Genomic DNA, 13,566 nt, shown 5'->3' on the forward strand with positions numbered 1-13,566 from the left:
CGGTTTATTCCAACACTTTTGAAATAGGCCTTCCAGTGGTGCCACTTGGAAAGGCTATACCTAATAGGCTCGCAATGGTTGGGGCAATATCCGGAATTTCTGTACGCTCCGTAGTAGCTCCTTTTTGTATTCCTTTACCATAAAAGATCAAAGGCACGTGAGTGTCATAAACCTGTGGCGAACCGTGGGTGGATCCGGTCTCCGGATAGTCTATGACTCCAGCGTTTACTACCAGTAGTACATCGCCCGATCGTTTTTGGTGGTAGCCATTCTGAAGCATTTTGGCGATTCCATCCGAATAGCTATTTTCCCACATCTGAAAAGCTGTGTATACTTGTGCTATGCCCTCATATTGTACCATTTCTATGGCTAAAGCCTCTTGTGCTTCTCTAAGATTAATATTTAAGTTTTTTATAAGTTGATGGTCCAAAAACAGTTGCCCATTCGATCTGTTTTTAATAAGATCTGCCGTGCCATACGTATAATTTAAAAAATCGTTTAACCTGGCATTTAAGGCCGCCTTATCTAAATAACCGGCGGGAATTTTCTGATCTTTTAAATACTTCGGAACATCTATGGCGGCATGGTCCGCTGTTAAAAAAACGGTATATTCTCCTTTTCCAACCTGCTGATCTAACGCATTAAGTAGTCGTTCCAAATCTTGATCTAACCGGAGGTAGGTATCCTCAATTTCTTTAGAATTTACGCCGTACTTATGCCCTACATAATCGGTACTAGAAAAACTTATCGCCAAAAAATCGGTAGTGGTATCGGTTCCCAAATTTTCGCCATCTAAGGCCGCTAAAGCAAAATCGACGGTCATGCTATTCCCAAAAGGGGTTGTTCTTAAAATTTCAAAAAATCCATTATCGTCCCAAAGTGCCGGAATATCATGGGGAAAAGTGGGCGAAGCCTCCCCTTTAAATACTCCTTCATATGCCGTATTATCTAGACCACTTTCTACATAACTATGTATATCCCTTAAAGTAGTCCAGGGTTTTTTGTACTGCGCTGCGTTACCCGAGGCATTAAAACGGATTACCCATTCCGGCAACGCGTCCATGTAGAACGAGCTGGTAATCCAATTTCCGTGCGCACTCCCTTCATACCAATAAGCTGCATTGGCAGTATGCCCGCCGGGAAGCACCGCCCCTCTGTCCTTAAGGGCAATAGCTACTGTCTTTCCTCTCATTTGGGTATGCAGTCGAAGTTCATCTGTTAGTGTGGTTACACCCATTCGGTGTGGCGACATTTGACCGGCTTTTGAGCTACTTCCTACTGTGGTATACTCCTCGTCGCGTACACAGTACACCATAGTTTCTGATGTTTTATCGTACCAATCATTTCCGATGACGCCATGAACGGCAGGCGTTGTGCCTGTGTATACCGAAGCATGTCCCGGGCCGGTATAGGTAGGTGCGTAATTAAAATGATTGTTTTTACAATTATACCCTTCCTTCACCAAACGCTTCAATCCGCCTTCGCCATATTGATTCCAAAACCGGGTGATATAATCGTACCGCATCTGATCTACTACGAAACCTACCACCAATCGAGGCGGTGTTACTTCGGATGCTACAGGAGACGAAGACACTTTGTCTTTTGATTTTCGTTGCGCCAAAACTTCAACAGAACTGGATGCCAAAACTAAAATGGATACAAAAAGGATGAAAACGAATCTATTCATAATAATAATCAGACTTTAACCACAAAAATAAATAAATAAACCCCTTAAAGATGAAATGAAGGTTAAATGAAACCTAATATTGTTATTTTTACGGTATCGAAGTCTCTTTATTAATATGAACTACATAGCATCAATAGGCAGTTATTTTTTAATGATATGCGAAGTCTTTAAAAAACCTACCAAATGGAAGGTAATGAAACCACTCATTTTTAAAGAGATAGACGAGCTTATTTTTGGGTCATTGGGTATTATCATTTTTATATCCTTCTTTATTGGGGGCGTGGTTACTATACAGACCGCCTTGAACATCACCAGTCCACTCATCCCCAAAAGTCTTATTGGCTTTGCTACCAGACAATCTGTAATCTTAGAATTTGCCCCGACCTTTACGAGCATTATTATGGCCGGAAAAGTAGGATCCTACATTACTTCTAGTATCGGAACCATGAGAGTTACAGAACAAATCGACGCCTTGGAGGTGATGGGTGTAAATTCCTTAAATTATTTAGTGTTTCCAAAAATAATTGCCTTGCTGTTGTATCCTTTCGCCATTGCCATTGCCATGTATGTGGGTATTTTAGGAGGATGGATTGCAGGTGTTATGGGTGGTTTTAGTACTAGTGCCGATTTTATAACGGGGATTAGAACCGATTTTATTCCATTCCATGTGAGTTATTCCTTTATAAAGACCATTGTGTTTGCATTCATTATTGCAACCATACCCTCTTTTCATGGGTTTTATATGAAAGGAGGCGCTTTGGAAGTAGGAAAAGCAAGCACTACTTCCTTTGTTTGGACCAGCGTGGTGATTATTATTTTAAATTATATACTTACACAATTATTATTGGGCTAATGATAGAGGTAAACGACATTCACAAATCCTTTGGCGACACTAAAGTTTTAAAAGGGATTACGACCAGTTTTGACAAGGGAAAGACCAATTTAGTAATTGGCCAGAGTGGTTCCGGAAAAACGGTTTTTCTTAAATGTTTATTAGGCCTTTTTACGCCGGAACAGGGTAGCATTTGTTATGACGGACAAAACTATTCTGAACTCACTGTAGGCCAAAAAAGAAACCTAAGACAAGAAATGGGTATGGTGTTCCAAGGTAGTGCCCTTTTTGATTCTATGACCGTAGAAGGCAATGTCATGTTTCCATTGGAAATGTTCACAAAACAGTCTCAATCGGAAAAAAAAGATCGTGTAGATTTTGTATTAAAAAGGGTAAACCTTATTGACGCTCATCATAAATACCCCTCAGAAATCTCGGGTGGAATGCAAAAAAGGGTGGCTATTGCCAGGGCTATAGTGATGCATCCAAAATATCTTTTTTGCGATGAACCCAATTCGGGATTAGACCCAAAAACGGCCATATTAATTGATAACCTAATTCATGAAATAACTCAGGAATACAATATAACTACAGTTATTAACAGCCATGATATGAATTCTGTTATGGAAATTGGGGAAAAAATCATTTTCTTAAAAGATGGTATTTTAGAATGGGAAGGTTCCAATAAAGAAATTTTTAAAACCGATAATGAAGCCGTAACTAATTTTGTTTATTCTTCTGAATTGTTCAAAAAGGTGCGACAAATGTATATTGAAGAACGAAACTAATCAACTATTTCACGAAGTTGAATTTTATCGTTCTTTAGGCGTAATTTTAACCAATTTTCTAGCTTTTTACTTTCAGATGCAATTTGGTTTCTATTGGCTTCTTTTTTCCACTGTAACTCAAATACCGGAATGGTATCTATCTTATTAAAATCGGTTTTAACGGTGTAGGCATACCCCATAGCTACAAGATCGCCGTAGATCGACTTGGCCTCCTTAGCTACCTCATCAAAAGGCACCTGCGATGCGGCCATTTTACTCAATTTACTCAACTCCTCCTCTAAAACCTTTATTTTTTCGTCTTTTCCTAAAATTTCGGCCTTTTTGGCTTCGTACAATTCGCTTACATAATTAAATTTAACCTCAGAGTCGTCCTTCCCAGCCTGAACTACCTTTAAAGTGGCATCTGTTAACTTAGAAAATTTATTTTTCTGCGTTCTCCAGGTCTCAATAACATTATCAGGTATAATTTCATCGCCTAAAGAAAATAGTTCAATTTCTGATGTGCCATTGCGATCGTATGTGATATTGGTAAGATCCTCAAAATAACGTCCGCCACTACTAAATTGATACACCCCTATAGTTTCATTAATGAGCTGTTGTGCCTGAATCTTAAATCGAGACTCCTGAAAAACATTGTAAAACGTGATTCCGGCCGGAATCATGACCAAAATAGCGACCAACGAAGCCAATCTAGATATAAATCTTCTTCGTTGCGAATTGGCATAGCGTACCATAGGAAAGCGCAACAATTTTATGACCAAAAAAGTAGCCAAGCCAATAAAAATAGTGTTAATCGTAAAAAGGTACATTGCGCCTCCAGCATAGCTCCAATTGCCTATAGCCAGACCAAAACCAACGGTACATAGGGGTGGCATCAAGGCTGTTGCGATGGCCACACCAAAAATAACACTCGCAATAGTGCCTCTTTTAGCTCTTGCAATGGCCAATGCCAAACCTCCAAAAAAGGCAATAAGAACATCTCTGATATCCGGAGCCGTGCGTGCTAAAAGCTCGGAAGATTCATCGCGTAACGGGAATAAATAGAAAAACAAAAAAGCAGTAAACACACTTAACACCACCATAACGCCAAAATTCTTTAACGAACGCCGAAGGGTGTCAATATCGTTTATGGCAAGAGAAAGACCCATGCCCAAAATGGGACCCATAAGTGGTGAAATTAACATAGCACCGATAACCACAGCCGTAGAATTGGCATTTAACCCCACGGAGGCAATAAATATAGAACAGATAAGAATCCACGAAGTGTGCCCTTTAAACGGAATATCTGCAATAATAGATTCTTTGGTAGCTTCCTGATCGGTATTGTTCCTAATATCTAAAAGCTCGGATAAAAATTTAGTAAGACTAGATAATAGTCCCTTAAAATCTCTCTTAACATCACTCCCCTCTTTATTAGGGATTGGATTTGGTACTGTGTTTTCGTTTTCCATTTGTACGTTCCTGTCTAAGTAAATTTTTCTCCAAAAGTATTTTTAACATTGGCCACCACGTTCTTTATCTCTTGTTCTTTTGATTTGGGATAAATCAACAAGACCTCTTCTTTATCCACAATAATATAGTCATGTAAGCCATCTACAATTACAATTTTTCCTTTGGAGGAGCGAATCATGTTGCCGTGGGCATCTTCACAGAGCACCGCACTATTAACGATGGCATTACGATGCTCATCCTTAGCTAACTTATCATACAAGGAACTCCATGTGCCCAGATCATTCCAATCAAACCTTGCCGGCAGTACATAAATAGCATCAGATGGTTCTAAGATAGCATAGTCTATGGAAATATTGGCCGCTAAGGGATAATTTTCAGTAATAAATTGAGCTTCCTTATCCGTATTATAGTATGCCATACCAGCTTCAAATAATTGGAACTGTTGGGGTTGATGTTGTTTAAAGGCATTTAGGATGGTTTTAACACTCCACATAAATATACCGGCATTCCAAAGAAAATTACCTTGTGCTATAAACGCTTTGGCATTTTCATAATCGGGTTTTTCCCTAAATTGATGTACCTTACGAAGGCCATTAGGCTTTCCTTGTTCATATTCTATGTAGCCGTAACCCGTATTTGGAAAGGTAGGTGTAATCCCCAAGGTACATAGCACATTTTCCGATGTGCAGAACTCAAAACATTGTTCCACATCGGTCGCAAAAGCAGTTTCATCCTCTATCCAATGATCACTGGGTGCCACAACCATTACGGCATTGGGGTTTATTTTCTGAATCTTCAGGGCGGCGTATAAAATACAGGGTGCTGTGTTGCGCATGGCCGGTTCTAGCACTACCTGCTGCGGCTGAACCATAGGAAGTTGTTCTAATACAATATCGTTGTACCGTTCGTTGGTCAATATAAAAATATTAGAAGTGGGTACAAAAGTGTTCAAACGTTTAAAAGTTTTTTGAATCAAGGTATCTCCCGTACCAAGCATATCGTGAAACTGTTTGGGGTGGGCTGCCGTGCTTATCGGCCAAAATCGGGAACCCACACCTCCTGCCATTATAACCGCATAATAGTTTTTATTCATCTTTACGTATTAATTTGATATAAGTTCAACCTCCGCATTGGGTTGAAAAAGATATACTTTCCCCGAGGCGATCTCAATGCATTCATACCGCTTAACCCGAATTGCACCTTTTTTAAAGACCCGCCCATTATATATTCTGAAAATACTGCCTTGCGCTAGCTCAAAAATAAAGGATTTGTCACTAGGTGCGTCAAATTGTTTCAAAGCTAAGGATAATATGGCATCTGTATCGCTACTGGCCTTAGGATTTCTAAAATGTTTAGCCAAAAGTGGTAGCAATTGTGAGGGAAATATTTCAGGACGAATAAAGGGCACCATGAGCTGCTGAAACGTTATTTTCCACGCTACGCCATGAGGTAAAATTTGCCTACCATATTTCTCGAAAGCGACCAAATGGGCTATTTCGTGAATTAGTGTGATTAAAAAACGGTACTTGTTAAGCGTCGCATTTACCGTTATTTGATGCAACCCATTCTGTAGCCTGCGGTAATCTCCATGTCGTGTGACCCGTTGGTTTACAATTTTTAAATGTACATGGTTTTCCTTAATGAGAACTACACAAGGCGCAACTGCTCTTTCAGGAAGGTATTTTTTAAGGATCTCATCCATTAAATCAAAAATAGGATTTTAGGCACACAAAATCCGTGAGATCTTTAGAAAAAATTAAAAATGATGCGGAAATAGATTAGCGCTTCACTTGATATTGTAATTCCTCATTCTGAGAGGCTCTATATTTTAAAATTTGAAGATAGCGCAAGGCTTCCTTGTTCTTGTAGTCTGTATACGATTTGGAAGCCCAGACCATGGCCTTGTCCAAATCGCCATTAATCTCATGGCTTATAGCCATATTGTAATTGGCTCGACCTGCAATTTTAGCATTCTTATTAGAAAGTTCCTTTTGCCATAACAGGGCTGCACCATCCCAATCTCCGGTCTGTGCCCGACGCTTGGCCATTTCAAAATTAGTGCTTCCACGCACAAAATAATTTCTTGTAACCCTATTTTTGTATGGAAAAATACGCATGGCATACTGGCTTCCCAAATACGTACTTTCCTGAAGTACCGCCTCTTTTCTCCCCAGTACTGCTTCAACCGCTTTTATGGGGTTTATGCCTTTCCCCACAGAAACGATATGCCTGCTGGCTAAATACTCATCTAAAACATCCTTATGGTATGGGTCGTAAATACGCCATCCATTATTCAATACCGTGTTTAGGGTAGCCTGATGTGCCGGAACGTCTACAACGATCCCTATAGTATTGGGAAGTTTCATAGTTGTGAGTTGATAATCAATCGCCGTGTCGGTATCAAAATACTCCAACGAGAAAAGGACATCTACGCCATGCGTAGTACAAAGTGCATCAACCGCTTCCCAAGAAAGGCTGGCTGGAAGCACCCCCAAACCTGATTTTTCATGGGTAAGCGAATCAATGACAATCACCTTATCAAATCGTTGTTCTCGGATCAACTGATCGCGCAGTGCCGTAATCGCAGTTTCGGATCCTTGTAGGTCCAAATACAAACCCTCTGCCGTAAGAATCTGTTCTATTCTATCGATGGCCTTTTTCCCTTTAGAAGGTAAACTTCTGTTAATGATACCCACCTTTTTCACATCATTTGGAATAAATACAGGAGCTGGCTCCACAACACTAAGTCTAAGTTGATTGGTTGCACTGCATCCCATCAACATCAGAGTTAAGACTATTACTAGGTATTGGATACTATAATTTTTCATCGTAGCTACTATTTACATATTATGCGTTATGAATTGCTTCTATTGGTTGGTCTTGTCCTATTTTTAAATGCCCACACAGGTAAACATTTTGGGCAGGTCATGGTTCTACCGTTTTTTTATCGCAACATAAAGACCCCTAGAGACACCCAATTTTTTATAGGTATCCTTATAAAACCCTGTAACTAATAAAATTATTGTACGTGCCTGCCAAAATCAGTCAAAAAAGGGCACCTAAAATCCTTAGGTTCTTGTGTGTTTATAGGATAATGCGGCTGTAAAGCTACGATACGCCTGTACGTACCGTTCCCATCCGTACGGGCATAGAAACGTACAATAATGGTTCCTATTAATGCCTCGAGAGCTTGCTCTGAAGTTGTTACCCTATTAGGGTGTACTCGATGAAACTTGCAGCGTTTTTCCGTTGTAGAAGTGATGTCCTGTTAACGCAAATTCCTTAATGTATTGCGCCATGTCCTGTGCCGTAATGGGTGCCTGATACCCTGGAAAAGCCTCCTGCAACATTTCGGTTTGAACTGCGCCCAGAGCCAAAGCGTTAAAGGCGGGGCCTGTTTCTTTAAATTCTTCGGCCCACAATTCGGTAAGCGTAATTATGGCAGCCTTACTGGAGCTATAGGCCGAAAGTCCAGGGAATTTTATACTGCCCTGAATGCCGCCCATAGAACTAATGCTCACTACATGTCCTTTCTTCTTCATTTTAGGCAACACGGCTTGTGTAAGTGCCGCCACCCCAAAAACATTAACCTTATAAACTTCTTCAAAAGCAGTCATCGACGTTTCTAAGAACGGTTTGTTCAGCAATTTTCCAGCGTTGTGTATTAGGATATCTACATGATCCCATTGGGTATTCAAAAAAGCCTTCACATGTTCCAAATCGGCGGTCTTGGAGACATCAAACGGAAATGTAATGATATTTGGATGGTTCAAAAGCAGTATGGGTTTCTCATTTCTGGAGAGCGCCAAAACACGATGCCCCTCATCTGCCAAAAGTTTTGCCAAGGCATAGCCAATACCACGGCTAGTTCCGGAAATGATAATTTGCGCCATTACTTATATCTTATTTCTTGAACAGGTGCATTAATAATACCTTCTAAAACAGGGATGGTTTTATTGACCAACTTAGCCATATGGTCGAAGTTCATTAACTCATTTTCATCGCCCACCTGATGGTAATGGTCAAAATTGGTAAAGTCGAAGGTGCTAAAGGTCTGCGAGGGCACATTGAAAACTTGATGAAATGGATAATTATCCGATCTTTTAAACAAACTGTACTCCTTGGCTGTTGGTAAAAACCCAACCAATGCTTCCCCCGCATAGCGATTGCTAATTTCAGCCAAATTAGAAAGCTCGTACCCGGTAACATACATCGCGTATGGTTTATTATTTAGGGGTACGCCTAGCATTTCAAAATTAAGCATGGTGTACAGGTTTAGGTTTTGTCGTTTTAATTTCTGAGCCAAGTGTTCCGAACCCAAAAGTCCCTTTTCCTCAGCACTAAAAAGAGCGAAAATAAGACTCCGTTTGTTGGTCTTTTCCGCACCGAAATAGCGGGCCAATTCTAATACTGCGGAAGTGCCGGTAGCATTGTCATTTGCCCCGTTGGCAATGGCATCGCCACCCACTGGAGTTAGAAGTCCGATATGGTCATAATGCGCCCCGATAATCACGAATTCCTGCTTTAGTTTTGCATCTGTTCCCTCTAAAAAGCCTACCACATTAAAAGCAGGTTTTTCATAGTTGGCGAGGGTATCTAAATAGGTAGAAAAATAAGGAGCAATACTATTCTTCTCAAAAATAGAGGTAATAAATTGTGCCGCTTTCTCAATACCCCCACTTCCGGTATCTCTCCCCTGAAGTTCATCAGAAGCCAAAAAATGCATCAAATAAGCAATAGCACTTTCACTTGAAAATGCTATAGATTTGTTGATAGCGCTTTGCGATGACAGCGCTAGCTCCGAATCACGGATTCCAATCGCTTCTTTTACGGTACTGACATCCACTAAAGTGGAATCTGACACCGCTGGAATACGATCGGGATTTGTTACTAAAAGTTTCGGCCCGCCACAGCCCATTAATAGGGCTAGACCAAGAAAAATGATACATTGTTTCATGCGGATATGTTTAAGGTACATGTTTTGTTATTAGTGGATTCACAAAAAAACGCGATTCGTAATGGAACTAATACGATTTTGGAGTTTGCATTTCCCAATGCCGCGGTGCTGCTCATGCCTACACAACTCCTCTTCGTAAAAAACGCAATAAAAAATTTCTTGAAACTGACTATCCCCGAGGCAAGCCATAGGGGTATTTCGCCAGTTTCATTTTGGCCTCTGGGCCAAAATCCGAAATTTTGTATTTTACCTCACCCGGAACTGCAAAAAGGCAGTTCCGACCTCTCCAAAGGAGAGGTAAATAGGAAACCCCCACCCAAGGGTCGGGGAATCTTTAGATTAAAATAGTCCACATTAAATTTTTGGGCTCCCTCCTTTTTGTAACGCTACACTCTAAAGTCCATAAAACCGATGATTTTCTGCGCTACCATATAAAATTAGATGCCTAATGACAAAAAGCATCCCAACCTCGGAATGCCTTTTGTCCTAGGTGTTTTTCACTTGTTTTAATAATTCTTATGCCAACATGGTGACAGGATTCTCCAGATACGCACGTAGCGTTTGTAAAAATTGTGCTCCTGTGGCACCGTCTACCGTTCGGTGATCGCATGCCAAGGTGAGCTTCATGGTATTACCTACCACTATTTGTCCGTCCTTAACTACAGGTTTTTCTACAATGGCACCTACCGATAAAATGGCCGAATTAGGTTGATTGATTATGGACGTAAACTCTAAAATACCAAACATACCCAAATTGGATACTGTAAAGGTGCTTCCTTCCATTTCTGCTGGTGTCAATTTTTTGGTTTTTGCCCTTCCAGCCAAATCACGAACGGCACTACCTATTTGCGTGAATCCCATTTGATCTGTAAATTTTAACACAGGTACTACCAAACCGTCTTCTACCGCTACGGCTACTCCAATATGAATGTGTTTATTGTATCGTGTAGTATCTCCATTCCAAGTGGTGTTCACTTGCGGGTGCTTTCGCAAGGCCATGGCACAGGCTTTTACTACCATATCATTAAAAGACACCTTTGTATCTGGCAAACTATTAATCTGCGTTCGAGATGCGATGGCATTGTCCATGGTTACCTCTATCACCAAATAATAGTGCGGCGCACTGAATTTGGATTCGGACAAACGCTTGGCAATGACCTTTCGCATTTGCGAATTTTTAACTTCTTCACTGCCTTCTTCACCTACGGGAAGGGCTACGGGCATTCCCTCTTTCTTATCTGAAGTTGCGGCTGTAGCATCCGCCACTGGTTCGGATTTCTTTTGAGGCTTATACGTTTCAATATCCTTTTTTACAATTCTTCCATGATCTCCAGAGCCCTTAATCTCCGATATATCTATTCCTTTTTCTTCCGCAATTTTTTTAGCCAAGGGCGAAATAAAAATACGCTGACCATCAGTTGATGTTTTCGTCGGTGGAGTATCTTCATTTTTTGCTTCGGACTTCGTATCCGCCTGAGGACTTTCTTCTTTTTTTGCTTCGGCTGGTTTGGCGTTTAAAACACTATCTACATTAGTACCCTCGGGACCAATAACGGCCAACACGGTATCTACTGCGGCCGTTTCTCCTTCTTGTATCCCAACATATAATAGCGTACCGGAATAGAAAGATTCAAATTCCATGGTAGCCTTATCGGTTTCTATTTCGGCCAAAATATCGCCTTCTTCCACCTTATCGCCCACTTTTTTTAACCAAGAAGCTACAGTGCCCTCTTCCATAGTATCGCTAAGTCTAGGCATTTTTACGATCTCCACTCCTTCCGGAATTTCTGAAGGGGTCGTTGCTGTTTTTTGCTCAGCAACAATTTCCTTTTTTTCTGTGTTTTTTATTTCTTCTTTGGCCGGTGAATCGGCATTCGTAGCCTCGCTTCCATTTATTAATGCTGATATGTCTTCGCCTTCATTGCCAATAATAGCCAACAACGAATCCACAGGTGCACCATCGCCTTCCTCAATACCAATATATAGTAAGGTTCCTTCATGAAAAGATTCGAATTCCATTGTCGCCTTATCGGTTTCTATTTCGGCCAAAATATCGCCTTCAGAAACTTTATCTCCTACTTTTTTAAGCCACTTAGCTACGGTACCTTCTTCCATGGTATCACTAAGTCTAGGCATATTTATCACCTCTGCCATTCCTTATAATTTATGTTGTATAAATGGATAATCCTTTTGATCGTATACCATGTCATAAAGTTGCTGTACGGGTGGATAGTCGGACTCATCGGCAAATTTTTCGCACTCGGTCACCAAACTTTTCACTCGATTATCTATCTGTTTTATTTCTTCGTCTGTGGCGTAACTTTTCTCTTTAATCACCTGCAACACTTGCGATATAGGATCTATTTTTTTGTATTCTTCTACCTCGTCTTTAGTGCGATAATGCTGGGCATCTGACATGGAATGACCTCGGTACCGATAGGTTTTCATCTCCAAAAAGGTAGGCCCTCCACCACTCCGAGCACGGTCTATGGCTTTACTCATTTCCTCTGCTACTTTAACAGGATCCATACCGTCTACAGGACCGCAAGGCATTTCGTATCCCAATCCCAATTTCCATATTTCGGTAGAATGCGAAGTTCTGGCTACGGAAGTTCCCATGGCATAGCCGTTATTCTCACAAATAAAAACTACGGGTAACTGCCAAAGCATGGCCAAATTAAATGTTTCGTGAAGCGATCCTTGTCGCACGGCACCATCGCCCATATAGCACAGGGTAACGGCATCTCTCTTAAAATATTTATCGGCAAAAGCCAAACCCGCACCTAAGGGAATCTGGCCGCCAACAATTCCATGTCCTCCATAAAAACGATGTTCTTTAGAAAAAATATGCATAGAACCTCCCATTCCTTGTGAAGTGCCGGTAACCTTACCGTATAGCTCGGCCATTACTCTTTTTGGGTCTACGCCCATACCAATGGGTTGCACGTGGTTTCTGTAGGCGGTAATCATACGATCTTTGGTTAAGTCCATTGCATGCAAGGCACCCGCCAAAACCGCCTCCTGTCCATTGTACAGGTGAAGAAATCCCCTAACTTTTTGCTGAATATAAACTGCGGCTAATTTATCTTCAAATTTGCGCCAAAACAACATGTCCTCATACCACTTGAGGTAGACTTCTTTTGTGATTTTTTTCATTAAATGCTCTTTTTTAGTAATTGATTCCTTAGAATCGGAAAACAAAAATACACATATAAATCAATAGGGGAAAAAAATTAAAGTAAAAGCTATGGCTAAAAACACATTTGCATGGCCTTTGGTTATTTCACAAAAGAGACCCATCAAAGGCAAAAGGCAACAGATTGGATATTGAATTACATTTAATAACCTGTCCCTCTTGACCCATAAATAAGATTTCTATGGGTTCCTGCTGTTTGTTTTCATATTCGGCTAAAGTTTGCCTACAATTTCCGCATGGGGCTACGGGAGTTTTAACAACTTGGCTTTGGGACGATGCCGAAATGGCCATCCTTTTCATTTGTGCCTGCGGATATTGAGAGGCGGCATAAAAAATAGTGACACGCTCGGCACATAGGCCCGACGGATACGCCGCATTCTCCTGATTGTTTCCGGAAATAATCCTACCATTAGACAAGTACACCGCGGCACCCACATAGAAGTTTGAATACGGTGCATAGGCCTTTTCTCTTGCCTCTATCGCTACAGTCATTAAATGCTGATCTTCCGAGGGAAGGTCTTTGAAAGAATCGTAAACCAAAACTTCAAAACTAACTTGGCGCTTTTTCATATTACATGTGGCTTGTTATTGACCGGGAAACGATAAAAAATAAATTACTTTACGCAATCTGTAATGGTCTTTTTTCCGGTAAAA

General features: G+C 40.8%; 12 protein-coding genes. 2 read left to right on the forward strand and 10 right to left on the reverse strand.

The features are described from left to right. Positions 1-4 precede the first annotated feature (4 nt). A complete protein-coding gene (pafA, locus tag U1E44_RS07465; RefSeq protein ID WP_322930441.1) occupies positions 5-1,687 on the reverse strand; it encodes an alkaline phosphatase PafA in 1,683 nt (560 codons plus the stop codon). A gap of 115 nt (positions 1,688-1,802) precedes the next feature. Between pafA and U1E44_RS07470 the strand changes: the two genes are divergently transcribed. Next, positions 1,803-2,540, forward strand: coding sequence for an MlaE family ABC transporter permease (locus U1E44_RS07470; RefSeq protein WP_323673861.1), 738 nt, complete (start codon positions 1,803-1,805; stop codon positions 2,538-2,540). Further along, complete coding sequence (locus U1E44_RS07475; RefSeq protein WP_322930443.1) at positions 2,540-3,307, forward strand: ABC transporter ATP-binding protein; 768 nt, start codon at positions 2,540-2,542, stop codon at positions 3,305-3,307. Before U1E44_RS07470 ends, U1E44_RS07475 begins: the two co-directional genes overlap by 1 nt. On the opposite strand, the gene U1E44_RS07480 is transcribed toward U1E44_RS07475, so the two are convergent. The 9 genes from U1E44_RS07480 to cdd form a co-directional block, all read right to left on the reverse strand. Next, entirely contained in the window at positions 3,304-4,758 is a 1,455-nt protein-coding gene (locus tag U1E44_RS07480) for a DUF389 domain-containing protein (RefSeq protein WP_322930444.1), read from the reverse strand. The two genes, U1E44_RS07475 and U1E44_RS07480, sit on opposite strands and share 4 nt — an antisense overlap. Positions 4,759-4,772: 14 nt before the next feature. Beyond that, positions 4,773-5,852, reverse strand: coding sequence for a mannose-1-phosphate guanylyltransferase (locus U1E44_RS07485; RefSeq protein ID WP_322930445.1), 1,080 nt, complete (start codon positions 5,850-5,852; stop codon positions 4,773-4,775). 9 nt (positions 5,853-5,861) lie between these two features. Beyond that, positions 5,862-6,461 (reverse strand): SprT-like domain-containing protein, encoded by a 600-nt coding sequence (locus U1E44_RS07490; RefSeq protein ID WP_322930446.1) that lies wholly within the window; start codon positions 6,459-6,461, stop codon positions 5,862-5,864. A 76-nt stretch (positions 6,462-6,537) separates the two neighbouring features. Beyond that, positions 6,538-7,587, reverse strand: a complete 1,050-nt coding sequence (locus U1E44_RS07495; RefSeq protein ID WP_322930447.1) for a DUF6340 family protein — start codon at positions 7,585-7,587, stop codon at positions 6,538-6,540. A 384-nt stretch (positions 7,588-7,971) separates the two neighbouring features. Next, the gene (locus U1E44_RS07500) at positions 7,972-8,652 is read right to left on the reverse strand and encodes an SDR family NAD(P)-dependent oxidoreductase (RefSeq protein WP_322930448.1); all 681 of its coding nucleotides are present in this window, start codon (positions 8,650-8,652) and stop codon (positions 7,972-7,974) included. Beyond that, on the reverse strand, positions 8,652-9,716 hold the full coding sequence (locus U1E44_RS07505) for a M28 family metallopeptidase (RefSeq protein WP_322930449.1): 1,065 nt from the start codon (positions 9,714-9,716) through the stop codon (positions 8,652-8,654). The genes U1E44_RS07500 and U1E44_RS07505 overlap by 1 nt, the downstream gene beginning before the upstream one ends. Positions 9,717-10,232: 516 nt before the next feature. After that, the gene (locus U1E44_RS07510) at positions 10,233-11,870 is read right to left on the reverse strand and encodes a pyruvate dehydrogenase complex dihydrolipoamide acetyltransferase (protein WP_322930450.1); all 1,638 of its coding nucleotides are present in this window, start codon (positions 11,868-11,870) and stop codon (positions 10,233-10,235) included. A 3-nt stretch (positions 11,871-11,873) separates the two neighbouring features. Continuing rightward, the gene (pdhA, locus tag U1E44_RS07515) at positions 11,874-12,872 is read right to left on the reverse strand and encodes a pyruvate dehydrogenase (acetyl-transferring) E1 component subunit alpha (protein ID WP_322930451.1); all 999 of its coding nucleotides are present in this window, start codon (positions 12,870-12,872) and stop codon (positions 11,874-11,876) included. Positions 12,873-12,999: 127 nt separating this feature from the next. Then, positions 13,000-13,482, reverse strand: coding sequence for a cytidine deaminase (gene cdd / locus U1E44_RS07520; RefSeq protein WP_322930452.1), 483 nt, complete (start codon positions 13,480-13,482; stop codon positions 13,000-13,002). Positions 13,483-13,566 lie beyond the last annotated feature (84 nt).

The organism is Aurantibrevibacter litoralis, from assembly GCF_034651555.1.
Taxonomy (GTDB): Bacteria; Bacteroidota; Bacteroidia; order Flavobacteriales; family Flavobacteriaceae; genus Aurantibrevibacter; species Aurantibrevibacter litoralis.

Excerpts from the sequence above, each read along its gene's own strand:
- pafA (WP_322930441.1), bottom strand. The coding sequence starts at position 1,687 with ATGAATAGATTCGTTTTCATCCTTTTTGTATCCATTTTAGTTTTGGCA.
- U1E44_RS07470 (WP_323673861.1), top strand. The coding sequence starts at position 1,803 with ATGAACTACATAGCATCAATAGGCAGTTATTTTTTAATGATATGCGAA.
- U1E44_RS07475 (WP_322930443.1), top strand. The coding sequence starts at position 2,540 with ATGATAGAGGTAAACGACATTCACAAATCCTTTGGCGACACTAAAGTT.
- U1E44_RS07480 (WP_322930444.1), bottom strand. The coding sequence starts at position 4,758 with ATGGAAAACGAAAACACAGTACCAAATCCAATCCCTAATAAAGAGGGG.
- U1E44_RS07485 (WP_322930445.1), bottom strand. The coding sequence starts at position 5,852 with ATGAATAAAAACTATTATGCGGTTATAATGGCAGGAGGTGTGGGTTCC.
- U1E44_RS07490 (WP_322930446.1), bottom strand. The coding sequence starts at position 6,461 with ATGGATGAGATCCTTAAAAAATACCTTCCTGAAAGAGCAGTTGCGCCT.
- U1E44_RS07495 (WP_322930447.1), bottom strand. The coding sequence starts at position 7,587 with ATGAAAAATTATAGTATCCAATACCTAGTAATAGTCTTAACTCTGATG.
- U1E44_RS07500 (WP_322930448.1), bottom strand. The coding sequence starts at position 8,652 with ATGGCGCAAATTATCATTTCCGGAACTAGCCGTGGTATTGGCTATGCC.
- U1E44_RS07505 (WP_322930449.1), bottom strand. The coding sequence starts at position 9,716 with ATGAAACAATGTATCATTTTTCTTGGTCTAGCCCTATTAATGGGCTGT.
- U1E44_RS07510 (WP_322930450.1), bottom strand. The coding sequence starts at position 11,870 with ATGGCAGAGGTGATAAATATGCCTAGACTTAGTGATACCATGGAAGAA.
- pdhA (WP_322930451.1), bottom strand. The coding sequence starts at position 12,872 with ATGAAAAAAATCACAAAAGAAGTCTACCTCAAGTGGTATGAGGACATG.
- cdd (WP_322930452.1), bottom strand. The coding sequence starts at position 13,482 with ATGAAAAAGCGCCAAGTTAGTTTTGAAGTTTTGGTTTACGATTCTTTC.